Below are 23969 nucleotides of genomic sequence, written 5' to 3'. Positions count from 1 at the left end.
ATTTCTGAGAGAGAGTTATTATTAATATAGATAGTGATAAATGATTAAAAATAGACTGATTATTAATTAATTTAAAATTGTTAGTATAGTTATTTATTATCGATTTTTATCGGCATTTCAAGCGATCAGTATCTTCTTGGGGAGCTATAAGCTCGCTATTTCTTATTTATTTATATTTATTTCTAGTAAATAGCACTCAAAAACTATAATAAGAAATTAATATTTTTTCCAAACGACACGATTAATATAATCAATATAGCTGAGTATTATACGTATAACTTTATCTGAAACGTTAGGCATAGAGTAATCGCTTACTAAGCGTAATAAACGATGTTCACCAGTTGGCTGTTTTTCTAAAATAGATAATGCCTGTATGACCCTCTCGACATTTAAACCAGTCATCATTACCGAAGCTTCTTCCATTCCCTCAGGTCGTTCATGTGTCTCACGAATATTCAATGCAGGGAAATTAAGAATAGAAGATTCTTCTGTAATTGTTCCACTATTGGAAAGTACAGTCTTAGCCTCTTTGTAATTTAATATAATCAATGAAACCCAGAGGTTTTAGAAGTTGAATATTTGAGTGGAAAGTAAAATTATTTTCTTCTATACGTTTCCGAGTACGTGGATGAGTTGAGACGATGATAGGGAGGTTATATTTTTCTGCAATTTTGTTTAAGATGGTCGCTAACTTTCTAATATTGCTTGGGCTGTCCACATTTTCTTCACGGTGAGCACTGACAATAAAGAATTTACCAAGTCTAAGTTTAATACGGCTCAGTATATCTGGCGCACGGATTTTATCAATATGTTGATTAATAACTTCAAACATTGGGCTGCCAGTTTTGATTACACGATCCGGATTTAAACCTTCAGAAAGGAGATATTCTCGAGCTATATCCGAATAGGTCAAGTTGATATCGGAAATATGATCAACAATTTTTCTATTAATTTCCTCTGGTACTCTCAAATCAAAACATCTATTACCAGCTTCCATATGAAAAATAGGTATTTTTTTCTTTTAGCAGGCAATGCAACTAAACAACTATTTGTATCGCCTAACACTAACATAGCATCGGGATTTATTTTAAAAAGTAGTTCATCCACTTTAATTATAATATTACCAATTGTGATTGCTGCATTTTCACCAGCTGCATTAAGAAAATAGTCTGGTTTTCTAACACCCAGATCTTTAAAGAAAATTTCATTTAATTCATAGTCGTAATTTTGACCAGTATGAATAATAATATGTTCGCAATATACATCAGGCTTCTTAAATACTTCTGAAAGCCTAATAATTTCAGGCCGTGTTCCAACAATACTAAGTACGCATAGTTTATTTTTCATATAATATATCCTAGGCTATTGTATCAGGTTTATTACAATCAAAAACTTCATTTGCCCACAACATTACAATTAATTCATTAGAGCCTATATTTTTGATGTTATGTGCCCAACCTGGTATAGTTTCGACAATCTCAATATTGGATGAGTTTTTTGAGTGATAATATGTTCATATCTAAAGAGTGCTCTACCAGATACAACAATGAATTTTTCATTTTTAGTGTGATGGTAATGTCCCCCCACGAATGATGCCTGGTTTAGCGGTAAAAAACGAAAATTGACCATAAGCCGATGTTTTTAGCAACTCAGCAAAACTTCCTCGCAGATCTTCATATACAGGAACCATATATGAAAATTTTTCAGGAGGTAAATAACGAAAATAAGTAGCATACAGGGCTCTGGTAACACCTTTACCTACTGAATCTATAAGATTATTGCGAGAAGATTTAAATCCTATTATTTTATCTGCTAATTCTTGGATTGAAATTTTATACTTAATTGGAATATCATAAAAAATATCATTACTTTTTTTATTATGTGATGCCCAACAAATGCATCAATCACATCATCAATATAAATAATCTCGAGATTAAACAAAGGATCGTCGATAATTAAGGGTTTATCATTAATTACATTATAACAGAATGTCGCAACTACTGAATTATAATTTGGTCGGCACCATTTGCCAAAAACCCCATTTAAGCGGTAGATAGATGCATTAATATTTGATTTTTCAACAGCATTCTGGATAATTTTTTCGGCTTGTTTTGATGAGGCATAAATCAGCGGGACATTAGGATTCCGCTCAACAATAATTTTGACTAAAGTTTCTGTAAGGTTAGTATTCCCACAAACAGACTCATCATCAGTTAATGGCCGATTAATGCCTGCTAAATGATATATTATATCTGCAGCTGTAACTTTTTCTGTAAGTACATCTATATCATCTTCACGAGTAAAAGTTAGAACGGAGAAATTACGCTCTTTAAGCGCGACATTCAGGTTTTTACTTATAAAACCATTAGAGCCAGTGATTAGTACATTTTGCATAATTAATACTCCGATTGTACAATATTACCACTAACAATTTCTCGTATAAATTTCAGTTTTAATAGTAATTTTTTTTGTATCATCAATAGATAGCCGTGTTGTGTTATGAGAGTTATAATCTGCTATCTCAGTTATTTGTTTTTCGCCATGACGCGTACCTATGAGATTTATCTGATGTTTGGGTTTATTCATCAATTCAGTGATAGCTTCTACTAAAACAGCAATTGTTGCTGCAGGTGCTTTTTGAACAAAAATATCGCCATTTGAGCCCTGAGAAAAAGCATGAATAACTAGATCCACTGGATCTTCAAGAGTCATCATGAATCGTGTCATTTCAGAGATCAGTTACACTAATAGGTTGATTTTGTAAAATTTGATTAACAAATAATGGGATTACAGATCAACGTGATGCCATAACATTTCCGTATCGAGTTCCACAAACAACGGTACCAAAAGATGATATATTACGGGATTTAGCTACCATAATCTTTTCCATCATGGCTTTAGAAATACCCATTGCATTGATAGGGTAAACTGCTTTATCTGTACTAAGCAGATAATACGTTTAACGTTATGATTTATTGCTGATTCAATAACATTTTCAGTACCTAAGATGTTTGTCTTAACCGCTTCAAGAGGGTAGAACTCGCAAGAAGGAACTTGCTTTAAAGCCGCAGCATGGAAAATATAATCTACATCACGCATAGCATTAGAAATCTTTGGTAATCTCTAACATCACCAATATAAAACTTCAACTTATCATTTTTGTATTTCTTACGCATGTCATCTTATTTTTTTCTCATCACGACTAAAAATACGAATTTCTGCGATATCTGTTTCCAGAAAACGATTGAGGACAGCATTGCCAAATGAACCTGTTCCTCCGGTAATAAGTAATTTTTTTGAATTGAACATTTTTAACCTTGATTGTTTAGAATTTCATCAATAGCTGAGGATACTGTGAATTTTGCATATAAAAGACGATTTGAATTAATTCCTAGTTGTTTTCTTAATGAATGATTTTCAAGAAGAATTAGTGCATTATTATAAAGAATATCGTCTTCAGCATTAATAGAAACAAAACCTGCATTATATTCTTCTATTATTTTTTTCAGGTCATTCTTTTTATTTACACTTCCTAAAATGGGAATGCTATTTGCCATATACCTAATATTTTTCCAGGAAAATTATGGCTTTTATGATTACGACAAAGAGAAAAAAGACCGATATCAACTTCGTTTAAAATCGCTTTGAATTTTTGTTGTGATACTGGTGGTAATATAGTGACGTTGTTAATCTTATCGCACATTACAATCTTATTTATGAGAGCAAATTCATTACCTTGTCCCAGAAAAACAAAATGTGCTTCAGGTTTATGCGAGTCTTACCAAGTTTTTCATATCTTGTGCTTTACCAATATTTCCGCCATAAAAGAATAAAATTTTACCTTCTAAGTCTAAGCTTTTCTTAAAATATATATTATTTTTTTCTATTTTAGGATTTACCCAATTGAATAATAAGCTAGTATTGTAAAGATTCCCAAAGCATTGTTTAAAGTAATCAATATTAGCAGAAGATTGTATTACAATAACATCTTCAGAGCTATAATTTAATTTTTCTATAAATCTAAAATATTTAGCAATAGGACTCTTTTCTTTTATTATTCCACTATCAATAACCCATTGAGGAAAAAAATCACGCAAAATTAGATACAAAGGGCATTGAAATATTTTTTTAAGTTTTATAGCGAACCCCCCCAGAAAATGGATGGGGAATAACTGATTATTGGATCAAATTTTTTGTTTTTTAAATATCTATTTGTGTGAAACCATGCTTTAAATGGAAGAAGTGATTCATTTATAGCACGTTTGATAAGCGAACAGTTTTTTATTGAACCAAGTTTGAATCTTATGACTTCAACATTATCTATATAGTCAGTGCTATAACGCTTTTTTAAAGTGCTAGATGGGGTTAACTGTTACTTTATATCCACGTTGAACTAATTCACAAGCAAGCTCATGCATCATTTTTGCTGCGATTTTAGTGCTATAAGGAATATAGTCATCAACAAGTAAAATAATACTTTTTTCTTTAATATCAGTTAGCATATAAAATACTCAAATATTTTTTAGCTCGTTCTCTTGCTAAAGGAAACTTAGCTACAAGTTCTTTCCCACGCAAGCATCTTTCATTGATTAATATGGGATTTTCGTAGGCTCTAATAATAGTGTTAGCTATATCATCGGCATTTAGTTGATTGAAGTAATAAGCAGCGTCTCCACATATCGTTTTTGCAAATGCTCTATTTGAAGTAAAGACAGGTTTACCCATGTACATGCTTCTACATATGAGACACTAAAATATTCTAGGGTAGGCAAAAACAATGCATCACAAACTTCGTATATAGGGGGCATTGTGCGCTACTTATTTTACTTAAAGTTATAACACGGTCTTGATATTTTAGAGGGATTTTTATCTTAAATTCATTAGTGACTGTAAAAACAAATTTAAATTGAGAAGGCAGTCTTTCTACAAGTTTAGTTATTATTCCTAAATTTTTATGCGGATAATCATGTGCGATTGTGAGTAACCATATATCATTATTTTTAGTAGGAAGTTTATTTAGAATTTTGCGATCATAAAATTTCGGTTCATAAAATATAGATGAAATCGTATTTGAAACTGTAAAAACTTTTTTTTGGACAAATTTTAAAGAGTTTTTCGATTTGCAATCTGACGTCATCTGTTTCAGTCACAAGTTTTGTAGAATTATGTTTAAAATATAGGGGTTGAATAAAACTAAGAACAATTATTTTCATTTTTTCTTTTAATGAAAGCATGTCAATAATAATCGATGTATCATAAATTAGCCAAGCTTGAGCAAAACTAACCAAATGATTTTTAACTTTTGGTTTCCTGTAACTTGGGCCAAATACAGTAAACACATCTGTTATTTGATACTTTTTTACTAAGTCATTTAATTTTTTTCGTGCAAAGAAATTAAATATACCTGATGGTGTTGATTCAATTACTTTGCATGATTTTTGCGCTTCACTGGATAATTGTTCAAAAACAGGGGGGATACTGCAGCTATATAATTAACTTTTAATGCTGTAAATTCCTCAATGACTGAAATACCAACTTGGAGTCTTCCCCCTATATAAGTTACTAGCATTACTTTTTCCTTTCAATCCAATGTAATTTTACAGCTTGTTCTCGTTCTCGAGTCAAGGGCTTATTTTCATTTGCCATCATAAAATAGAGATAATTCCTATAGGGTAAATATTATTTTTCAAAATATTCATTCGATGTGAACCTAATAAAAGAAATTAGTATGCAGCATGAAAATATAAACGAGAAGACAACCTTATTGACTATACGTTTACTTATCATTATTAACTAACTAACTAACTAACTAACTAACTAACTAACTAACTAACTAACTAACTAACTAACTAACTAACTAACTAACTAACTAACTAACTAACTAACTAACTAACTAACTAACTAACTAATATTATAAATATTGGAGAAGAATATTCATTTATTCTGGATGTGATGGTTCCATACTTACAAAGATAAACATTAACAATTAGCATTATTAATATGAGAGACTCTAAACTAGATAGTATACTTAACGATATTTTTTTATTGATAAACGCAGAGTAAACGTATTTTTTCTTAAAGAAATAATCAGAATTTTAAAGAGTAAATTAAATGAAAATGCATTACTGGTACTTACAGGTAAAGAATATAATAGGACCTTTTCAAGGTATGAATTATCAGGGAGTAAAGTTAATGTCGCTAAAATCGTTTCTATAGGATATAATCCCATAACAGACATTATTAAACCAATCAAAACACTAATTTTCATCAGTCGCTTAAATAATGAACCATCTATAAATGGCAATATTAATAATAACATCGCAGACATATGAAAAGATGAAGCGAGTAAACATAAAATTATATAATGTTTCTTCTTATTATTTAAGTAGTAATTCAATGCAATATAAAAAATCGCCACAGCGATGATTTGCCTTAATGCTTCAACGTTAAAACCAAAGGATGAAATAAAATAAATACTCAAACAAAAAAGAGGGAAGGGTGAGTAATTTTTAAAAAAATGAGAAAGAACTAATAATATAAATATGCTTATCATGCATACAAAAAGACAAAAATCAAAACCTAGAAAACTTATAAATGAAGGCAGTAGTTTGTATCCAGGCTCTATTGATAATGTGCTATTATTGCCGTTAAAAAGATTACGATAAAAAAGCCAATCTACCCCGAGTTCATAACGTAATCTAATTACTAAAATAATAAATAATAAATAATAAATAATAAATAATAAATAATAAATAATAAATAATAAATAATAAATAATAAATAATAAATAATAAATAATAAATAATAAATAATAAATAATAAATAATAAATAATAAATAATAAATAATAAATAATAAATAATAAATAATAAATAATAAATAATAAATAATAATAAAGTATATTTAGTTATTAATTTATTTTTATAAAAAGCAATATCAATATTAGCAATAAATAATATTAATGTGGAAAATAAAATATAAATTATCATATTAATTACTTAATAATTTTAAGATTTTAAGATTTTAAGATTTTAAGATTTTAAGATTTTAAATTTTACTATAAATATGATAATAATTAATAAAATTATAAACTTAATTTGAAAACTTACAATTGTATTTAATTCATTTAAATATAAAACTACCGGATATATAAGTAGTAATCCAATAGTGTAAAAGATAAGATATTTAAATGAAATAATATTATTTTAGTAATATAAGTTCCTGTCGCATAATGAAGTGTAGCTAAGAAAAAGTAAGCGATAACTGTCGCCTAAGCAGAGCCTGCAATACCAAACTTGGGAATTAAGTAATAATTTAAGATGACATTAATTACTAAGGCTCCCAATGTAGCACAAGAAATAATAATTGTTTTCTTTTTGTAAAAGATAAAATTAACATAAATCAAATAGACGTGAATTAATGAATTTCCAATAATTGTTAAGGGTAATATAGATATGCTGTCATAATATTTATCACTAGCTAGAAAAATAACCATTTCTTTTGAAAACAATATGCTGAGGACGCAAATTAAAAAAATTAATATCGTACCTGTGTATGTCGTTATTTTTATTGAACAATAATTTCTATTGTTTATTAATTCATAAAGCTTGGGTTGCCAAGAGGAGTTCCATGCCATAATAACGACAATAACACACATACCAACGTTGTGTGCAAAGGAGTAAATTCCTGCTGAATAGGTACCCATCATTTTATTGATAATAAGTCTATCAGCTTGCGACAAAAGTGAATTTGATAGAACATGTAAAATTAGTGGTAGTGAAAATATTAATGCTTCTTTTAAATAAATAAAATCAAACTTTCCACGATTTAGCTTCGATGATATCATTAAAATGTATACAATGAGTATTATATTGACAATCATTTGAGCATAAATTTTTGACATATATTGATTTGATGTTAAAAAATATGCGAAGGAAAAAATTAATATTATTTCACTAACTTTAGCGATTATATTAAAAATGGCATAACGTTTACTTTGACTTGATGCTTGAAGATAAGAGGTATATATATGTATGTAAGCAATACGCATATTGATAATATATATATGAAATCTTTTTCATTTATTCCAAGAAAATAGCTTACGGATACTCTATATAAAGGTTATAGTATTATCAATATAATCTGAAATGGGATAATAAAATAAAGTATACTTGATAAGTAGCTATTAAAGTTTTTACTTGTTATCATGAATCTATTAGTTATTGCATTTTGTAAATTTAAACTAATAAATACATATAAAATCATTATTGCGGTATTAATGAGTGAGATAAATAAAAATCCTTTGACGAATACATCCCCAAGAGCATAATTAAAAAAATTTGTTAATGTTTTAGATTTCATTTTTATTCCAGTGAAATTAAATAAGATTCAACTTGTTTTTCGTATATTAATTTCATATCTAAAGTATTTACATGCTCAAAGTATTTTTTGTAATTTTTATTCATATCATCTAAACAAATTCTAAATGAATTATTATTGATATCAAAAATAAGCCCATTTTTTTTAAATACCAAATCATCTTTGCACCCAACTTTGTTACTTACTATGACAGGTAAACCAAAAGTAAGAGCTTCTTCAATTACTAACCCCCATGGTTCTGACTTAGATGGAAGAATAAATACATCAACGGACTTATAAATTTGTTTTAGATCTTTGTTATTGATATAACCCAGAAAACTAATGTTGCTCTTAGCTTTTCTTTTTAGGTTGTAAGCTTCAGGTCCATCACCTATAATGATCAACTTTTCCTGTCTTTCATTAAATATTTCTACTAGAAATGACAAATTTTTCTCTTCAGATAATCGTCCAACATATAAATAGGTTAATGTTAAATTCTCTTTTTTTTCATAAGAATATTTAAAAGGTTGCTTTATATAATTAGGAATACCTACACCATGGGTTAATGTGATTTTTCCTTTAAACTTTATTTTTTCAAGTATTTTCTTTTGTAGAATCTCCGATGGGTATGCTGAGCTCATTCTTTTTACAAATAATTCTTTTATTTCCCAGCCAGGATAAATAAGTTTAGTAAACCTACTATTTTTTATGCTTTTATATACCTTGATAAGAGTTTTTAGTTTGTCGCGATCTTCAAAATTTCCAGTATTGATATACTCACGAGCAAATTCATGATGATAATTATAAAAATCATTATTTCGTATTTTTGATTTTTTTGCGATAAAAATTACCTTTATACGACAATGTTTAGCAAGTCTATTAAAAAGATTTACTTTATAAAATGCAGGTATATTGGTAATAAAAATAAAATCATAAATATTCATTTACTTATTTGCTCAATAGTTTCAATCCAAAGTTTTAATACTTGCTCTTTAGTATATTCTTTTATGCTAAATAAGGCTTTGGATGAATATAGTTTTCTTAAATTTTCATCATTCATAAGTTTTTTTATTGCTATTGATAGCTCTTCACAGTTTTCAGCTTTAACTAAAATTCCGTTATCTTCGCTAAGAATAGTTTTAGGTCCTGCAGGACAATTAAAGCTTATACAAGGGAGACTTTATGCAAGAGCTTCAATAAGAACCATACCCAAACCTTCATATCGTGAAGATAAGACAAATATCTCGGCTTGTTCATAATACTCTCCGATGTTTTCTGTGAAAGGAGCTAGTATTACATTATTTACTCATTATCGTTAATAAATTTTTCAAGTAGGGGTTTATCTGGTCTATTTCTTACTATTATCAACGACCATCCTTTAGTTGAAATTTTAGACCAAGCAGAGAGTAAAAGAATCAAATCCTTTTTGTTCAACAAAACACCCTATAACTAGTACATTTTTGTCTGTTTTTAATGTTTTTTTTCTTTGGGTATGGATATTTCTACAATGTTTGGAATTATTTTATGTTTATGCTTGGGAAGCCAAGAATATTTATCTACATCTTCATTAGTTAGGGTAATAACTGCTGAAATTTTTTTATAAATAATTTTTCGAACATACCTTAAAACTGGATTTATAATATCATATTCAAAATGCTCAATAGCAATAATATATTTACTACCTGATAACATTGCTAATAATGACATTTTTGTATCGCATGATATGATAATATCATCGCAGGCAATAAATTTTTTTAGTGACTTATTTTTTTGTTTATATATTTCAAATCAAATGCCTTGAATAAATTTTTTCTTCTTATTATTGTACATACTTTCTTCATACCCATCGTTCAGAGTATGAATGTTTATTTTTTTCGATAGCTTAAAATATGGTTCCGGGTTGGTTTTATATAAACTTATTATTTCAACATCATAATTATCTGAAAGTGTATTCGCTAAAGAAACAGATACTCTCTCTATTCCACCTCTGGATGAGATATCTCCTAATAAAATTTTGATAGCTATTTTTTTATTGCTTTGAGATAAAGAATTTTTGGAAGACTCGCTCACTATTGTTCTCATCTTTATAAAAATTAATTAAATTGTTAATCGTATTACACTGTTTCTGATAATCATCTTGCCCATTTAGCAATTTTTTTTAACTCATTCTGCAAAGAATTCTGATTGAATATGTGAGCCCCTGGCATCCAAAAAGTCACTGGTTCAAGTATAAAGCCACTTTTTAAGTTTTCATATGTATCAATGTCAGGTATAAGAAAACAAATAGGTCTATCGAGCAACATATAAACAAAATAAATGGATGAGTAGTCAGTAATTAGTAATTAGTAATTAGTATATCCATCTTATTAAGCAAATGATTTATATCTAAGTTTATTTCCTGCAGTGTTTCTGTTTTTATTATTGTTATATTTTTAGTTAATTCAGTTGAAATGAATATTTTTTCTTCAAAAGGATGAAGTTTGATAAAAAGTTCTGCATTATTTTCATCAAGGAAAGCATCAAGAGCTTCAATGTTGAAGTCAGTTACTCGAAAAAAATTATTTTCTTTAATTTCATCACCATCCGAATATTTTAATGACGTTTGATTCTCTCTAAAAGTCGGAGTAAATATTCTTTTTTTCTATTAGTTTTTGAAGTCTTATCTATAAAATCTATAGCTCGATTTTCAAATAGAAAATCATTTCTGGGTTGTCCTGTTATATATACATTATTTGCTTTTTCTCTAAAGCAGGGAGAAATAATAGAACGCATAATCTCGGATGTAGCTATTCTATTTGTAGAATAATCCTCCATTCCTACGCTATCAAAACCTAGATAGCCTATTTTTTTCAACGGCATTCCATGCCATAAACTGACATATATTTGTGAACTTGATGTAGTTCCAATCATTTCATTATGAGTTGTAACAATGTATTTACTTGTAAAGTAGTGATAGAAAGACTTAAGTGTTCCTGATTTTATTATAGTGCCGTTTTTCCGACGTCGTTGTTTTGCAGTAGTTGTCGTCACAATATTCCAAAAATTAACCACTTTCTTTGTAATCTGCGGCAAAATTTATTTTTAAATCAGGAAAATTGTCCTTGCTCTTACAGTAATAAGATAACATTATCACTTTGCCCAACATGGTAACGGTAGCAGCTAAACTATATACTTAATGGTCTATAAGCAATCAGTTTTTATGCCCAGAATTGGCGTTTTAATGAGTTATAAATATAAAATTTTTGAAACATTTTGTAATGAAAATCATCATCTTGTAATACAGTACTTACTGTTGAGGGCTGTATGTTAAACATCGTTTTATTTGAACCTGAAATTCCACCGAATACCGGTAATATTATTCGTCTATGCGCGAATACCGGCTGTCAGTTACATCTCATTGAACCATTGGGTTTTACCTGGGACGATAAACGGCTACGGCGGGCAGGGTTAGATTATCATGAGTTTGCCAATATTCAGCGTCATCATGATTATTTTGCTTTTCTAACTAGTATTGCTTTGTCCAAAGCGCATTGTCAGACAGCATCTGCTAACCGTTTGTTTGCTTTGACGACCAAAGGAACACCAAGTCATAGTAGTGTGGCATATCGGCTGGGGGATTATTTAATGTTTGGGCCGGAGACCCGCGGTTTACCTGCATATGTTCTTGATGAGTTACCAACCAGTCAAAAGATCCGTATCCCAATGTTAGCAGATAGCCGCAGTATGAATTTGTCCAATTCCGTTGCAGTGGTGGTATTTGAAGCATGGCGACAGTTGGATTACTCCGGTGCACTGTTGAGTGAGTAATTTTATTCACCACAGGTTGATGGCATGGTTAGATACCCTCACCAAAACCATGGATTGAGTTGCTAAAGTTTTGATCCATATCTAGTGAAGGTTTTTTGCTGTTTGGTGCTCCCACTTTGCGCGCTGGTACTCCTGCCACGGTAGTATGAGGTGGTACAGGGTGTATAGCACGACTGAACCCGCGCCAATTTCTACATTGCCTAAAATTTTTGCTCCCGCCCCGATCATCACCCCTTCACGAACTTTAGGATGACGATCTCCACCTGTTTTGCCGGTTCCACCAAGGGTGACTGATTGTAGTATCGAAACGTCATTTTCAACTACCGCCGTTTCTCCTATAACGATACCTGTTGCGTGATCAAGCATAATACCGTAGCCAATACTAGCCGCGGGATGGATATCAACCCCAAAAGAGACAGATATTTGGCTTTGCAGATAAGTTGCTAATGTCGTGCGATCCACTTTCCATAACCAGTGGCCGATACGATAAGCCTGTAAAGCATGAAAGCCCTTTAAATATAATAACGGGATTGAATATTTGTCGACTGCCGGATCACGTTGCACGATGGCTTTTAGATCACGAGCGGCATAAGCAATCATTTGTTTATCATTTTTATAAGCATTTTGAATAATCTCTCGAACGGCAATCGCTGGCATAATCGGGGTAGCTAACTTGTTTGCCAGGATATAACTTAACGCATTACCAAGATTATCATGTTTAAGTAATGTCGCATGAAAAAAGCTGGCTAATATTTCACACTCTTGCTTTATTATCGCCCAAATTTCCTCAAGTTGCTGTCGAGACATATTCACACTCTACTATTTTTAATGATCAAGAAGCACGTGTATCATTAGTTTCGTCTTTGGTTGCGCGGCTAAGTAATGTGTTTGCTGCTTCGAGTACATTTTTATTACCGTACAGAACCTGATAGATTTGCTCGGTAATTGGCATTTCTACACCAACACGTTGCGCTAATGCATGGACTTCTTTGGTATTTAAGTAACCCTCAACCACCTGACCAATCTGCTTTTCAGCTTCTTTAGTCTGCATGCCTTGGCCGAGCAACATGCCAAAGCGACGATTACGCGATTGGTTGTTGGTACAAGTCAAAACCAAATCACCTAAACCAGCCATTCCCATAAATGTAGAGGATTGAGCGCCCATAGCGATGCCTAAGCGGCTGATTTCAGCTAATCCTCGGGTGATCAACGCTGTGCGACCATTGGCGCCAAATCCGATACCATCGGACATGCCGGCACCAATCGCAATGACATTTTTGACCGCACCACCTAACTGCACACCGATCATATCTGGATTTTTATAAACTCGAAAACTCTTACCGCAATGGAAAAGTTGCTGTAGCTCTTCACTAAATTCTGGATTAGAAGCGGCTACCGCAATAGCAGTCGGTAAGCCGGCAGCCAGTTCTTTGGCAAAAGTTGGGCCGGAAAGAACAGCTAGCTGGATTTTATCTCCGAGCGTTTCGCGAGCAACGTCTTGTAACAGGCGTCCAGTCCCGTGTTCGAGCCCTTTTGTTGCCCAAATAATGCGTGAGTGTTGCGTTAAGTAAGGTTGGATATTTTGCAAAACTTGATTAAATGCATGGCTTGGAACGACGATCAATATATTGTGGCTTGCGGTTATTGCCGTCTTCAGGGAAACTTCAGGTAACAAATTGTCTGTGAATGGAACGTCGGGTAAAAATGCTTGGTTACAGCGCTCTTGTTGTAATTTTTTAATGTGCTGAGGATCATGTCCCCAAAGCAAAACGCGGTGGCCATTACGGGCAAGTGTAATGGCTAATGCGGTGCCATAAGAGCCGGCACCGATAACTGTCATCGAAACAGTGTTCATTAAGCTTCCTGATGATCTGCCGAATTTTCAGTTTCGGCAGTATGCTGTTGTTGTAGATAGTTCATAAACAATGCATCAAAGTTAACAGGCGTTAAGTTTAGTTGAGGAAAAGTTCCACGGCTAACTAAATTGGTAATACATTCACGCGCATAGGGAAATAAAATATTTGGGCAATAAGCGCCTAAACAATGAGCCATTTGGCTTTCTTTGATACCATCAATAGAGAAAATGCCGGCTTGTTGCACTTCGCACAGGAAAGCGGTTTCTTCAGCGACGCTGGCGGTAACCGTGACCCGTAAGATAACTTCATAAACATGTTCAGCTAATTCACTAGACGAGGTGTCTAAATCTAATTTGACTTCTGGTTGCCACTCTTGCTGAAAAATATTGGGGGCACTTGGTGTTTCAAATGAGATATCTTTAGTATAAATTCGTTGAATCTGGAATACCATCTCTTCATGACTTTGTTCTGACATAATGTTAATTACCTTTTAAATTTCCTTATGATATTGAATTGTATAAACATAATTGCTGATGTGTCCGATGAATTACTTTTTGCCGCGGGCTAGAGGTAAATTTTCGCTAGACCAGCCAGTAATTCCTTCTTTTAGAATAAAGACACGTTCAAAACCATATTGCACCAGTTGTTCAGCAGGTTTAGATGCTTCCATGCCATTTGCTGAGACAACAATAATGGGTTTTTGCTTATGTTTTTCCAATTCTCCGATATTATGGTCTTTAATTTCTGATGGCGTCAGGCTAATTGAATCAATAATGTGTCCTTTACGAAAATCGTCACGGGAACGTAAATCAATACTGATCGCTTCTTCTTTATTAATCAATTGTATCGCTTGGGCACGGGTGATATTTTTTGTTTTAGCGAACAAACCCTTAAAGGTTAAGATAATTACAGCGATCAGCAAAGCGATCCAGGCCAGACTGAGTATTGGATGTCGGCTAATAAATTGCATGATTTCTTGCATCATGTGGGGTAATTACTCCCGTAGTTAGTAATAGATAGATCTAGGTTGCAAAGTATAGCTTTGTCGCTGCGCAATTACAGCCAATTTGCAAAAATTACTAGGTTTTTTTGCAAATTAGTGTTAATACCGACGATATTTGCCAGCAATATCAGTTAATTGATACCACTTAAAAAGTAGCTGAATGAAAGTAATATTAATAATAACCTATAGTTATTTTATAATTTGTTGTATAAATGAAGAAATTAAGTTTTTTCAGTATTATCCTAAAAGAAGCAGAAATGTTTACTAATTATATTAATTGTCAATAATTTTAAGTGATATTGTTTCAGGATGCTGAACTAAGATGAACAATACCAGCCGATATGGTTTAATCCTAATCCTTTTGGCTCTACTAAAGAGAGTAGTGGTTAAGTCGTTACTCTGTGTCTCGCTATTTCTTATCTGGCCATTGATTACCACAGCCAATCCCATCAGTGACAATAAAGTAAAACTGAAAGATCTGTTATCAAATATTGCAGAAAAAGAGAAAAGTGTTAAACAGCAGCAAGCTGAGAGAAATCATTTACTTGATCAATTGAAAAATCAGGAAAAAAATATTGCTGCTGCTGGACGAGTATTACATGAAACACGGAAAAAACTTTCGCAGTTAGCAAAAGAACTAACGCAATTAAATGAAAATATTAGCCGTTTACAACAGCAAAAACAGCTCCATGAAACATTATTAGCTAAGCAGCTCGATGACGCGTTTCGATTAGGCCAGCAAAAAGGGATTGAATTGTTATTTAAAGGTGAAGGAGGACAACGAGAAGAGCGTATTTTAGCCTATTATAGCTACTTAAATGCAGCCAGAGAGCAAACGATTATTAAATTGCAGCAAACAACGACCTTACTCGCTGAACAGAAACAACAGAAGCAGCAAACGCAATTGGCACAGAAAAAAAACTTAGCCAAACAAGATCAAGAAAAGAAAACGCTAGATTCGGCGCAGGATGCTAGAAAGAAAACTCTGATATTGTTGGAATCGACTTTAAAAGCGGAGCAAAAAAGTTTGGCGGTGATGAAACGTAACGAAACACTGTTGCGTAGTAAAATTGCCAGAGCTGAACGAGAGGCAAAAGTTAGAGCGGAAAGGGAAGCGAAAGAGGCGGCACGTATACGAGCAAAACAACGGCAGGCACAGCAAAAAGGAACCACTTATCGTCCAACTGAAGATGAGCGGGCTCTGATGGCGCGTACTGGCGGTTTAGGCCGTCCTGTTGGTCAGGCTCTGTGGCCGGTTTATGGTCAGATCCTTCATCACTATGGTGACAGTATTTCCGATGAATTACGCTGGAAGGGTATGGTAATCAATGCCGCTGAAGGAACAGAGGTTAAAGCCATTTCTGCCGGCCGTGTTTTACTGGCTGATTGGCTACAAGGCTATGGCTTGGTGGTGGTTATTGATCATGGTCAGGGAGATATGAGTTTATATGGTTATAACCAGAGTGCATTGGTGAATGTTGGTCAACAGGTTCGTTCGGGTCAGCCTGTTGCGTTAGTGGGTAGTAGTGGTGGACAGCAACGTTCTTCACTCTATTTTGAGATCCGTCGTCAAGGTAAAACCGTTAATCCACAGCCTTGGTTAGGGAGATAACAGTGCAAAAGCGGATGGTTTTGATAATCATGCTTCTATTGTTACTTGTAAGCGGACAAGTTAATGCTGGCAAATTAGCCATTGTGATTGATGATATTGGTTATCGTAAAACTGAAGACAATCAGGTATTAGCTTTGCCGGTGGCACTTTCTATTGCCATTTTACCAGAGTCCCCTTATGGCAGAGAAATGGCCGAAAAAGCTTATCAACAAGGGCGAGAAATTTTAATTCACATGCCGATGAAGCCGATTAGCCATCAACCACTGGAAAAAAATACCTTAACGCCTGAGATGAGTGGCGGTGAAATAGAGCAGCATATCGTTGCTGCGATTAAGCGAGTACCTCACGCCAAAGGTATGAATAATCATATGGGCAGTGCGATGACGGCTGATTTAGCGGCTATGATAAATGTTATGCGCGTGCTTTCGCATTATGATATCTATTTTCTCGATAGTGTGACGATAGCAAACACTAGGGTCAATGAAGCGGCTAAAGTTTTTATGTTGCCAACCTTACGTCGCAACGTTTTTTTAGATGATATAAAAGCAGAAGTACAAATTCGTAAACAGTTTGCCCATGCCATTTCATTTGCCCGTAAGCATGGTAGCAGTATTGTTATTGGCCACCCTTATCCTGCTACCATTGATGTGTTACAACAAACATTATTTAAGTTACCTAATGATATTGAACTAGTGGCGGTTAGTACTCTACTTAACAATAATATAAAAGATAAATTGGCGAGTCACACGGTTAGACTAAATCCAGAGAAAGTTCCGGTGCGACCCTTGGCATTGCCGAAAGTTGTCGGCGGTTACTGCGAAATATCACCAGTCACAAAAGCATTATCGGGTATTGATTTAATGATATATTTTGTCGATGCGATGTATCATGATCCAGACTTAAAAAAACTATTTACTGAACAGAGAAAGTCACTGTTTGGCTAAATTTTTCATCATCCTAATAAAATAATAGCTGACGACAATGATACATTATTTTGTTCGCGTGAAAAAATTCGTCATAATATTTTTGTCTATATCTTTAATAAATTAAGTGAAAATTGTGCTGACGCGTTCTGCTGTAATTTATTTTAATAGAGTAGTTAATTGACGAACAGATTGAGGAGTGCAGGCGTTTTGTTGCTTCTGGTTAAGTTATTCTATTTGGATAAATCAGGTGAATTACTGTGGTTAACGTGGGATAAATGTTATTATCACCTAATATAAGCAACGATTAGCTCGATTGAGTAGAGGTAAATCCAATGATCATAGTCACGGGTGGGGCTGGTTTTATTGGCAGCAATATTGTTAAAGCACTGAATAATATAGGGCGTAGCGACATTCTGGTGGTCGATAATCTTAAAAATGGCGCTAAATTTGTTAATTTAGTTGATTTAGATATTGCAGATTATATCGACAAAGAAGATTTTATTGCCAGTATAATGGCTGGTGATAATATTGGTGAAGTTGACGCAGTTTTTCATGAAGGCGCTTGTTCATCTACCACTGAGTGGAATGGTCAGTATATGATGAATAATAACTATGAATATTCGAAAGAGTTACTTCATTACTGTATTGAACGAGATATTGCGTTTTTGTATGCTTCTTCGGCTGCAACTTATGGTGGGCGCAGTGATCATTTTATTGAAGAGCGGCAATATGAAAAACCATTAAATATATATGGTTATTCCAAGTTTTTATTTGATCAATATGTTCGTGGGCTTTTACCACAAATTACTTCACAAGTCTGTGGCTTCCGTTATTTTAATGTTTATGGTCCGCGTGAGGGGCATAAGGAGAGTATGGCCAGTGTTGCTTTCCATTTAAATAACCAAATCAATCAAGGACAAAGGCCAAAACTTTTTGCCGGTAGTGAAAAATTCAAACGTGATTTTATTCATGTCAGTGATGTTGCTGCGGTTAATTTATGGTGTTGGCAAAATAAAATCTCCGGCATATTTAACTGCGGTACCGGTAAGGCGGACTCTTTTCAGGCGGTAGCTGATGCGGTAATCGCTTTTCATCAGGGAAAAAAAACTGGCAGTGGAATATATTGCCTTTCCTGATAAATTGAAAGGTTGTTATCAGGCATTTACCGAAGCAGATCTCACCAAATTACGTGCTACGGGTTACGATAAACCTTTTAAAACTGTGGCGGAAGGGGTTGCTGATTATATGCAATGGTTAAATTGCAATGATTAAATGGAAATAGTATGAAGATACTGGTAGTTGGCCCGTCATGGGTGGGCGATATGATGATGTCGCAGAGTCTTTACCGTACTTTGAAGACCCTACACCCAGACGCAGAAATTGATGTTATGGCGCCTGATTGGTGTCGGCCACTATTAAACAAAATGCCTGAAGTCAGGCAGGCCATATCGATGCCTTTGGGCCATGGTCGTTTAGCTATCAGTGTACGTCGTCAGCTTGGTATTCATTTACGTACTCAGCGTTATGATCAAGCCTATATTTTACCCAACTCTTTTAAATCTGCGCTGGTGCCTTTTTTTACCCAAATACCAATACGGACAGGATGGCGCGGTGAGATGCGTTATTGGTTGCTGAATGATATTCGCCTATTAGATAAAGCCGCTTTTCCACAAATGGTTCAGCGTTATGTAGCTTTAGCTTATCAAAAAGGCACTGTTAATAACGCCGATGAGATCCCCAAGCCTATTTTATGGCCGCAACTTGCGGTGAGAGAAACAGAGATTGTCCAGAGTAAACGCATTTTTCATATTCCAGCACAGTTACCGATTATCGGTTTTTGCCCAGGTGCAGAATTTGGCCCAGCTAAACGCTGGCCAGTTTATCATTATGCTGAGTTGGCGCAATTATTATTTGCTGCCCATGGTTATCAAATTTTAATCTTTGGCTCGCAAAAAGATAGTCGTATCGGTGAAGATATTCGACAGTCACTTTCTGCAGATTGTCGGCAGCATAGTTTTAATCTGGCAGGTAAAACAACCCTGCAGCAGGCAGTCAATCTACTGGCATCTTGCCGAGCTGTGGTGACCAATGATTCCGGGTTAATGCATATTGCGGCAGCATTAAATCGGCCTTTGGTAGCACTTTATGGGCCAAGTAGCCCTGATTTTACGCCACCATTGTCAAATCGAGTAGAAATTATCCGTTTAATAACCGGTTACCATAAGGTGAGGAAAGGTAGCGCAGAAAGTGGCTATCACCAAAGTTTGATTGATATAAAACCCGAATGCGTGTTCACCGCATTAACTCAGTTATTGGCGGAGAGCCAATAGCCATGAAAGTGTTGATTGTTAAAGCCTCATCGATGGGTGATGTATTGCATACTTTACCTGCACTGACTGATGCAGTTATTCGCTATCCTGATATTCAGTTTGATTGGGTTGTTGAAGAAAATTTTGTCGAAATTCCACGCTGGCATCATGCTGTTAAGCGAGTTATTCCGGTAGCTATTCGACGCTGGCGAAAAAACTGGCTGGCAAAATCTGTCAGGCAGCAAAGAGCCGTTTTTCGTGCTCAATTGCAACAGCAAGAATACGATGCTGTGATCGATGCACAAGGATTATTGAAAAGTGCTTTTTTGATCACACGGTTAGCTAGTGGTGTAAGTCATGGTTATGATTGGAAAAGTGCTCGCGAGCCTATAGCAAGCCTATTTTATGATTGTCGCTATAGTGTCAATAAACAGTTGCATGCGGTTGAACGTATCCGACAATTATTTGCTGATAGTTTACATTATAGTAAACCGACTATTGTCGGTGATTATGGTATTGCAGCCTATTTTTCGCCACCGGCTTTGGCAAAAGAAAACGATCCTTATATTATTTTTTTCCATGCCACCACACGTGATGAGAAACATTGGCCTGAGTCCCATTGGCGACAATTGATCACCGCTGTAGCAGCTAGAGGCTTAACAGTTAAATTACCGTGGGGAACCAATCTGGAACATCAACGTGCCCTGAGGCTGGCCGCTGGTTTTAAGCATGTTAAGGTATTGCCTAAGTTGTCATTAGACAAATTAGCTCAACAAATTGTCGCGGCCAAAGCAGTCGTCTCTGTTGATACAGGATTAAGCCATTTAACCGCTGCACTGAGCAAACCGAATATTAGCCTCTATGGCCCTACCGATCCGGGATTAATTGGCGGTTATGGTGAAGTACAACAAGCAATTGTTTCAGCTGATGGCAATATGGCGACAATTAAACCGAATGAAATCTACCAACGATTAGTTTTAATAATGGACAATAAATAGTGAAAATTTTTATCTATCTATTTGTTGACAGATAAGGCACAACCGAGCAAGGCAATTTACTCAGTTAAACTTAAGTTAGCTTTAGTAAAACTGTCAGGTTGATACAAATATAGGTAGCAATTTTGTGACAATGAAAATTTTCTTCCTTTTTCATTGTCACTCTATTTTTAATGATAATTTTTTCTGGCACAATAAATCCCAAGCACATTGATTGCGGATAAGCGTTTGGTTCTGATTGGTAAATAATGGCTTCTTTTTTAATGGTAAATTGTGGCCAATATTTTGACATCCGAGTAAAATTTTCTTGGCTGCAATCTTGATCTTTTCGCCCTAATAATAAAGCACCATGTTTTTTAATTGTTTCTGCCGTAATATCGCGATAATAAACATTCGGTGGCTGATCTTCACTGCTATCCCAAGGCTGGATAGTGTGTGGCCTATCAGAAGCATAGATAATAAACCATTGATAAAGGTTATCTTCGCCACCAACATATTTTAATGGTTGACCATATTTTTGCCGCCAGCGCTGTTGTCCTTCTGCCGTGAGTGCTTTAATCCCGATCATTTTCTGGCCAGCGCCACGGATATTATAATTTAATACCAGGCAGTAACCTAAAAAGATCAGGCCGCCAATGATAATTAAACCAAAAAATGTCTTTCGTAGTGATTTCTTGGGCGAAATGGAGATAGAGCCAATAAATAATGGCGCCGCAATCATCATAAATGGTTGTAACCATTCGGTCATCCGCCCTCCATCATGAAACAAAAACCAACCAAAAATTACCGCCAAGGGAAGGAGTAAAATAAAATTAACTAATTGATTGGGTTGCTCTTTAGGCCAGCCTATTTTACCACCTAATAGATAGAGAATTATGGTAGCAATAACTAACGGGTAGAAAACAGATAATGTTGAGCTGACAACATGCAGGTTAAAGCCTTGTTCGATCTGTGAATCAACCCATTTAAAGGCAGAAAAATCATTTTCTAATAGCCAGAACATATTAGTTAAGATCAATACGAACCAAAGTGCAATTGCAATATAAAAAAGGGATTGTTGATAACTTTTGCGCACCTTAGGCACGAAAAGGGTTAATAAAAAAACCGTGCCAACCAGGGCCAATGTTGAATACTTACCCATGGTGGCCAAGCCAGATACCAATGCAAAGGCAAGCCACCATTTAGGATGATCATAAACAGCACGCAGGAAGAAAAGCAGCACCCAGGGCCATAGAGTGACCAAAATATAGTTATCATTATAAGGAATGATATCAAAATTAATGATGCCTGATAAATTTAGTATCAATAATGCAAACCAAGCCAATTCAATTTTGTGGCTGAGGCGGTAAGCCAGCTGCCATACCCCTATCATACCAATGGCTATACCAACAAAGTGAATAAAATACCAATAAAAACTGTAGGAGAGGTTTAAGTAGATGGCGGGCCACATAACGGCACCAACAAACCAAGGATTTTTGGGGGAGCCCCATTCACCATTCATTCCCCAGTTAACTGCTTCAACAGCATCGTAAGGTACGGTTGAATCTAAAAAATAACTTCCACAAATCCATAAAATTGCATAAATTGACACCCACAGATAGAGCAATATTTTTGAATTTGAGCTAGATAAAGGTATATTATTTTTCATCGTTAGTTATAAAATTGGAGGGTAAGGATCCCATTTATTTGAATTAAACCAGTAACACTATAATGAAGAAAAGACAAAATATGTAGTATTTGTTAAGTTATATTGTTTAGTGAATTATCATAAGTGCTATTTCGCTATGGGTTTTAGCGATATTCAATAATATTCGTATTTAATGGGTTACTGGTGGCAGGTAGGGTTCCAGTAGCTTTAGTAATTTTTGCAATGCCCCTTGATTCTCATGTAAAACTTCTGCTGCTTGACGACCATGGTATAGACGATAATCTTCATCTTTAAGCAAATGGGAAACAGTAACAGTTAAGGATTTACTATCATTAACCGTAATAAGACCATCGGCTTGTTTTAGTTTGGTACAAATATCTTTGAAATTGAAAGTATAAGGCCCCATTAAAACAGGCAGGGCATGTGCGGCTGCTTCTAAAGGATTATGCCCGCCTTTTTCAACTAAACTGCCGCCGACAAAGGCCAGATCAGCAATACCATAGAGTAGCATCAGTTCACCCATGGTATCACCAATAATAACTTGAGTATCCGTATTAGGAACACGATTTTCACTACGGCAAATATAGCGTAGTTTAGCGTTTTGGGTTAACGCTTTTGCTAGTGCAAAGCGTTCCGGGTGGCGAGGAACAAGGATCAGCAATAAGTCGGGAAATTGTTTTGATAGTTTAGTATGAGCCTGTAAAATAATTGACTCTTCTCCTTCATGGGTACTGGTAGCAATCCAAACCGGGCGGTGCGGAGCCCATTGTCGACGTAATGTTATGGCTTTTACGGCCAATTCAGGGGTGACAGAAATATCAAACTTTAGACTACCTGTAACATTCAATTTTTTTCTTGCTAAACCCAGTTTAATAAAACGTTCACCATCTTCTTGGTTTTGTGCTGCGATTAAGGTAATTTTTTGCAATAACTTTTTGATAAAATAACCTAATTTTTGATAACGTGCCGCTGATCGTTCAGACAGACGGGCGTTAGCAATAACTAATGGGATTTTACGTTGTCTTAATTGAATAATAAGATTTGGCCAAAGTTCTGTTTCCATAATAATGGTTAATTTAGGATCCGCATGATTAAGGAAACGGCGTACAGATCCTGCCAAATCGTAGGGTAAATAGACATGTTGAACATCATCACCAAATGCAGATAAAACACGCTCCGAACCAGTTGGGGTCATGGTAGTAACGGTAATAGGTAGTGTTGGATAGTGATGGCGCAATGCTCTAACTAACGGAACCGCGGCTAAGGTTTCGCCTACTGAAACAGAATGTAATAATATACCACCGGGAATTACCTTACCATTACAAAAACCATATCGTTCACCCCAACGTTTGCGATAAGCGGGAGATTTGTGACTACGCCACAATAAACGTAACCAAATAATAGGTTGAATAAGGTAAATAAGTATTTGATATAGACGTAATAACATTCTATCACA

Annotated in this window: 25 protein-coding genes and 6 pseudogenes; 6 read left to right on the top strand and 25 right to left on the bottom strand. The window is 34.5% G+C overall.

Features of this window, described 5'->3' with window-relative positions:
• Positions 1-216 precede the first annotated feature (216 nt).
• The 19 genes and pseudogenes from wecB to AC01GB_RS06490 form a co-directional block, all read right to left on the bottom strand.
• Positions 217-1347 (bottom strand): annotated as a pseudogene (wecB, locus tag AC01GB_RS06580) (non-hydrolyzing UDP-N-acetylglucosamine 2-epimerase).
• Positions 1348-1357: 10 nt separating this feature from the next.
• Positions 1358-1587: pseudogene (locus AC01GB_RS06575) on the bottom strand (polysaccharide biosynthesis C-terminal domain-containing protein).
• A complete protein-coding gene (locus tag AC01GB_RS06570) occupies positions 1562-1690 on the bottom strand; it encodes a polysaccharide biosynthesis C-terminal domain-containing protein (RefSeq protein WP_474451134.1) in 129 nt (42 codons plus the stop codon). The pseudogene AC01GB_RS06575 and the gene AC01GB_RS06570 overlap by 26 nt, the downstream one beginning before the upstream one ends.
• A 122-nt stretch (positions 1691-1812) precedes the next feature.
• Entirely contained in the window at positions 1813-2394 is a 582-nt protein-coding gene (locus AC01GB_RS06565; protein WP_474451133.1) for an NAD-dependent epimerase/dehydratase family protein, read from the bottom strand.
• A gap of 30 nt (positions 2395-2424) precedes the next feature.
• Positions 2425-2715 carry a polysaccharide biosynthesis protein gene (locus tag AC01GB_RS06560; RefSeq protein WP_474451132.1) on the bottom strand — a complete coding sequence of 97 codons (291 nt, stop codon included), beginning with the start codon at positions 2713-2715 and terminating at the stop codon, positions 2425-2427.
• A 79-nt stretch (positions 2716-2794) separates the two neighbouring features.
• Positions 2795-3309, bottom strand: a pseudogene (locus AC01GB_RS06555) (polysaccharide biosynthesis protein).
• A gap of 2 nt (positions 3310-3311) precedes the next feature.
• Positions 3312-3557, bottom strand: a complete 246-nt coding sequence (locus AC01GB_RS06550; protein ID WP_474451131.1) for a hypothetical protein — start codon at positions 3555-3557, stop codon at positions 3312-3314.
• Between the two features lie 210 nt (positions 3558-3767).
• Positions 3768-4097 (bottom strand): glycosyltransferase family protein, encoded by a 330-nt coding sequence (locus AC01GB_RS06545; protein WP_474451130.1) that lies wholly within the window; start codon positions 4095-4097, stop codon positions 3768-3770.
• A gap of 258 nt (positions 4098-4355) precedes the next feature.
• The gene (locus AC01GB_RS06540; RefSeq protein ID WP_474451129.1) at positions 4356-4502 is read right to left on the bottom strand and encodes a hypothetical protein; all 147 of its coding nucleotides are present in this window, start codon (positions 4500-4502) and stop codon (positions 4356-4358) included.
• On the bottom strand, positions 4492-4725 hold the full coding sequence (locus tag AC01GB_RS06535; RefSeq protein ID WP_474451128.1) for a hypothetical protein: 234 nt from the start codon (positions 4723-4725) through the stop codon (positions 4492-4494). The genes AC01GB_RS06540 and AC01GB_RS06535 overlap by 11 nt, the downstream gene beginning before the upstream one ends.
• A gap of 1303 nt (positions 4726-6028) precedes the next feature.
• Positions 6029-6988 carry an EpsG family protein gene (locus AC01GB_RS06530; protein WP_474451127.1) on the bottom strand — a complete coding sequence of 320 codons (960 nt, stop codon included), beginning with the start codon at positions 6986-6988 and terminating at the stop codon, positions 6029-6031.
• A 281-nt stretch (positions 6989-7269) separates the two neighbouring features.
• Positions 7270-8049: an oligosaccharide flippase family protein gene (locus AC01GB_RS06525; RefSeq protein WP_474451126.1), complete on the bottom strand. Its 780-nt coding sequence runs from the start codon at positions 8047-8049 to the stop codon at positions 7270-7272.
• Positions 8050-8362: 313 nt separating this feature from the next.
• Positions 8363-9301: a glycosyltransferase gene (locus AC01GB_RS06520; RefSeq protein WP_474451124.1), complete on the bottom strand. Its 939-nt coding sequence runs from the start codon at positions 9299-9301 to the stop codon at positions 8363-8365.
• Positions 9298-9651, bottom strand: a pseudogene (locus AC01GB_RS06515) (glycosyltransferase). The gene AC01GB_RS06520 and the pseudogene AC01GB_RS06515 overlap by 4 nt, the downstream one beginning before the upstream one ends.
• 176 nt (positions 9652-9827) lie before the next feature.
• Positions 9828-10064, bottom strand: a complete 237-nt coding sequence (locus AC01GB_RS06510) for a hypothetical protein (protein ID WP_474451123.1) — start codon at positions 10062-10064, stop codon at positions 9828-9830.
• Positions 10065-10145: 81 nt separating this feature from the next.
• Positions 10146-10427: a hypothetical protein gene (locus tag AC01GB_RS06505; protein WP_474451122.1), complete on the bottom strand. Its 282-nt coding sequence runs from the start codon at positions 10425-10427 to the stop codon at positions 10146-10148.
• Between the two features lie 62 nt (positions 10428-10489).
• Entirely contained in the window at positions 10490-10693 is a 204-nt protein-coding gene (locus AC01GB_RS06500; RefSeq protein ID WP_474452338.1) for a CDP-glycerol glycerophosphotransferase family protein, read from the bottom strand.
• Positions 10693-10929 (bottom strand): CDP-glycerol glycerophosphotransferase family protein, encoded by a 237-nt coding sequence (locus AC01GB_RS06495; RefSeq protein ID WP_474452337.1) that lies wholly within the window; start codon positions 10927-10929, stop codon positions 10693-10695. The genes AC01GB_RS06500 and AC01GB_RS06495 overlap by 1 nt, the downstream gene beginning before the upstream one ends.
• Before the next feature lie 20 nt (positions 10930-10949).
• Entirely contained in the window at positions 10950-11387 is a 438-nt protein-coding gene (locus AC01GB_RS06490; protein WP_474451121.1) for a CDP-glycerol glycerophosphotransferase family protein, read from the bottom strand.
• A 273-nt stretch (positions 11388-11660) separates the two neighbouring features.
• Between AC01GB_RS06490 and trmL the strand changes: the two genes are divergently transcribed.
• Complete coding sequence (gene trmL, locus AC01GB_RS06485; RefSeq protein WP_474451120.1) at positions 11661-12164, top strand: tRNA (uridine(34)/cytosine(34)/5-carboxymethylaminomethyluridine(34)-2'-O)-methyltransferase TrmL; 504 nt, start codon at positions 11661-11663, stop codon at positions 12162-12164.
• Between the two features lie 28 nt (positions 12165-12192).
• Here trmL and cysE read toward each other — a convergent pair.
• The 4 genes and pseudogenes from cysE to AC01GB_RS06465 all read right to left on the bottom strand — a co-directional run bounded on the left by cysE (position 12193) and on the right by AC01GB_RS06465 (position 15005).
• Positions 12193-12971, bottom strand: a pseudogene (cysE, locus tag AC01GB_RS06480) (serine O-acetyltransferase).
• A 25-nt stretch (positions 12972-12996) separates the two neighbouring features.
• Positions 12997-14019 carry an NAD(P)H-dependent glycerol-3-phosphate dehydrogenase gene (gene gpsA, locus AC01GB_RS06475; RefSeq protein ID WP_474451118.1) on the bottom strand — a complete coding sequence of 341 codons (1023 nt, stop codon included), beginning with the start codon at positions 14017-14019 and terminating at the stop codon, positions 12997-12999.
• The gene (gene secB / locus AC01GB_RS06470) at positions 14019-14495 is read right to left on the bottom strand and encodes a protein-export chaperone SecB (RefSeq protein ID WP_474451116.1); all 477 of its coding nucleotides are present in this window, start codon (positions 14493-14495) and stop codon (positions 14019-14021) included. The genes gpsA and secB overlap by 1 nt, the downstream gene beginning before the upstream one ends.
• A gap of 72 nt (positions 14496-14567) precedes the next feature.
• On the bottom strand, positions 14568-15005 hold the full coding sequence (locus tag AC01GB_RS06465; RefSeq protein WP_474451114.1) for a rhodanese-like domain-containing protein: 438 nt from the start codon (positions 15003-15005) through the stop codon (positions 14568-14570).
• 340 nt (positions 15006-15345) lie between these two features.
• On the opposite strand from AC01GB_RS06465, the gene envC reads away from it, so the two are divergent.
• The 5 genes and pseudogenes from envC (at position 15346) to rfaC (ending at position 20868) form a co-directional block, all read left to right on the top strand.
• Positions 15346-16635, top strand: coding sequence for a murein hydrolase activator EnvC (gene envC, locus AC01GB_RS06460; protein ID WP_474451113.1), 1290 nt, complete (start codon positions 15346-15348; stop codon positions 16633-16635).
• A 14-nt stretch (positions 16636-16649) separates the two neighbouring features.
• Complete coding sequence (locus AC01GB_RS06455) at positions 16650-17579, top strand: divergent polysaccharide deacetylase family protein (protein ID WP_474451112.1); 930 nt, start codon at positions 16650-16652, stop codon at positions 17577-17579.
• Between the two features lie 314 nt (positions 17580-17893).
• Positions 17894-18833: pseudogene (gene rfaD / locus AC01GB_RS06450) on the top strand (ADP-glyceromanno-heptose 6-epimerase).
• Between the two features lie 11 nt (positions 18834-18844).
• Positions 18845-19891, top strand: coding sequence for an ADP-heptose--LPS heptosyltransferase RfaF (rfaF, locus tag AC01GB_RS06445; protein WP_474451111.1), 1047 nt, complete (start codon positions 18845-18847; stop codon positions 19889-19891).
• A 2-nt stretch (positions 19892-19893) separates the two neighbouring features.
• Positions 19894-20868, top strand: coding sequence for a lipopolysaccharide heptosyltransferase RfaC (gene rfaC / locus AC01GB_RS06440; RefSeq protein ID WP_474451110.1), 975 nt, complete (start codon positions 19894-19896; stop codon positions 20866-20868).
• 70 nt (positions 20869-20938) lie between these two features.
• Here the strand turns inward: rfaC and AC01GB_RS06435 are convergent, their stop codons facing one another.
• Together AC01GB_RS06435 and waaA are read right to left on the bottom strand one after the other, a co-directional pair.
• Positions 20939-22513: an ArnT family glycosyltransferase gene (locus tag AC01GB_RS06435; protein WP_474451109.1), complete on the bottom strand. Its 1575-nt coding sequence runs from the start codon at positions 22511-22513 to the stop codon at positions 20939-20941.
• 169 nt (positions 22514-22682) lie between these two features.
• Positions 22683-23960: a lipid IV(A) 3-deoxy-D-manno-octulosonic acid transferase gene (gene waaA, locus AC01GB_RS06430; protein WP_474451108.1), complete on the bottom strand. Its 1278-nt coding sequence runs from the start codon at positions 23958-23960 to the stop codon at positions 22683-22685.
• Positions 23961-23969 lie beyond the last annotated feature (9 nt).

The organism is Candidatus Arsenophonus phytopathogenicus (assembly GCF_056113345.1).
The sequence above is the reverse complement of the archived record's forward strand: the minus strand, read 5'-3'. Positions and strand labels throughout refer to the sequence as shown.

Coding starts and splice junctions, on each gene's coding strand:
- AC01GB_RS06535 (WP_474451128.1), bottom strand. CDS start 4,725: ATGGGTAAACCTGTCTTTACTTCAAATAGAGCATTTGCAAAAACGATA.
- AC01GB_RS06510 (WP_474451123.1), bottom strand. CDS start 10,064: ATGTCATTATTAGCAATGTTATCAGGTAGTAAATATATTATTGCTATT.
- AC01GB_RS06520 (WP_474451124.1), bottom strand. CDS start 9,301: ATGAATATTTATGATTTTATTTTTATTACCAATATACCTGCATTTTAT.
- AC01GB_RS06565 (WP_474451133.1), bottom strand. CDS start 2,394: ATGCAAAATGTACTAATCACTGGCTCTAATGGTTTTATAAGTAAAAAC.
- AC01GB_RS06435 (WP_474451109.1), bottom strand. CDS start 22,513: ATGAAAAATAATATACCTTTATCTAGCTCAAATTCAAAAATATTGCTC.
- AC01GB_RS06525 (WP_474451126.1), bottom strand. CDS start 8,049: ATGCGTATTGCTTACATACATATATATACCTCTTATCTTCAAGCATCA.
- gpsA (WP_474451118.1), bottom strand. CDS start 14,019: ATGAACACTGTTTCGATGACAGTTATCGGTGCCGGCTCTTATGGCACC.
- rfaC (WP_474451110.1), top strand. CDS start 19,894: ATGAAAGTGTTGATTGTTAAAGCCTCATCGATGGGTGATGTATTGCAT.
- AC01GB_RS06455 (WP_474451112.1), top strand. CDS start 16,650: ATGGTTTTGATAATCATGCTTCTATTGTTACTTGTAAGCGGACAAGTT.
- rfaF (WP_474451111.1), top strand. CDS start 18,845: ATGAAGATACTGGTAGTTGGCCCGTCATGGGTGGGCGATATGATGATG.
- secB (WP_474451116.1), bottom strand. CDS start 14,495: ATGTCAGAACAAAGTCATGAAGAGATGGTATTCCAGATTCAACGAATT.
- AC01GB_RS06530 (WP_474451127.1), bottom strand. CDS start 6,988: ATGATAATTTATATTTTATTTTCCACATTAATATTATTTATTGCTAAT.
- waaA (WP_474451108.1), bottom strand. CDS start 23,960: ATGTTATTACGTCTATATCAAATACTTATTTACCTTATTCAACCTATT.
- AC01GB_RS06560 (WP_474451132.1), bottom strand. CDS start 2,715: ATGATGACTCTTGAAGATCCAGTGGATCTAGTTATTCATGCTTTTTCT.
- AC01GB_RS06570 (WP_474451134.1), bottom strand. CDS start 1,690: ATGGTTCCTGTATATGAAGATCTGCGAGGAAGTTTTGCTGAGTTGCTA.
- AC01GB_RS06550 (WP_474451131.1), bottom strand. CDS start 3,557: ATGGCAAATAGCATTCCCATTTTAGGAAGTGTAAATAAAAAGAATGAC.
- AC01GB_RS06465 (WP_474451114.1), bottom strand. CDS start 15,005: ATGATGCAAGAAATCATGCAATTTATTAGCCGACATCCAATACTCAGT.
- trmL (WP_474451120.1), top strand. CDS start 11,661: ATGTTAAACATCGTTTTATTTGAACCTGAAATTCCACCGAATACCGGT.
- envC (WP_474451113.1), top strand. CDS start 15,346: ATGAACAATACCAGCCGATATGGTTTAATCCTAATCCTTTTGGCTCTA.
- AC01GB_RS06540 (WP_474451129.1), bottom strand. CDS start 4,502: ATGCTAACTGATATTAAAGAAAAAAGTATTATTTTACTTGTTGATGAC.